The organism is Alkalihalophilus lindianensis, assembly GCF_032843265.1.
In the GTDB taxonomy this organism is placed as follows: domain Bacteria; phylum Bacillota; class Bacilli; order Bacillales; family Bacillaceae_D; genus Alkalihalophilus; species Alkalihalophilus lindianensis.
On the sequence record NZ_JAWJBA010000621.1, the window covers coordinates 1 to 257 of the forward strand.

1 protein-coding gene is annotated in these 257 nt (G+C 42.8%); it reads left to right on the forward strand.

Features of this window, described 5'->3' with window-relative positions:
- On the forward strand, window positions 1-225 hold a 225-nt coding region (locus RYX56_RS23660; protein WP_317124292.1), incomplete at its 5' end, for an ABC transporter permease.
- Window positions 226-257 lie beyond the last annotated feature (32 nt).

The following is a 257-nucleotide window of genomic DNA, read 5'->3' on the forward strand; positions in this document are numbered from 1 at the left end:
ATTGAAGCAATGATGCTGACCCTATTGGGTGGAATTATCGGGATAGGACTTGGGGTTGGAGGGGCGTATTTAGTCTCTACCTTTGCCAAATGGCCGCCACTCGTCTCCGGTAAGGTGATTATTGGCGGTGTACTTTTTTCAATGACACTGGGTATTATTTTCGGCTTAATGCCAGCAAATAAGGCCGCAAAGCTTGATCCAATCGATGCATTAAGATATGAATAGAGAGGAAGATATTCAAAGATGAAAACAGTAAT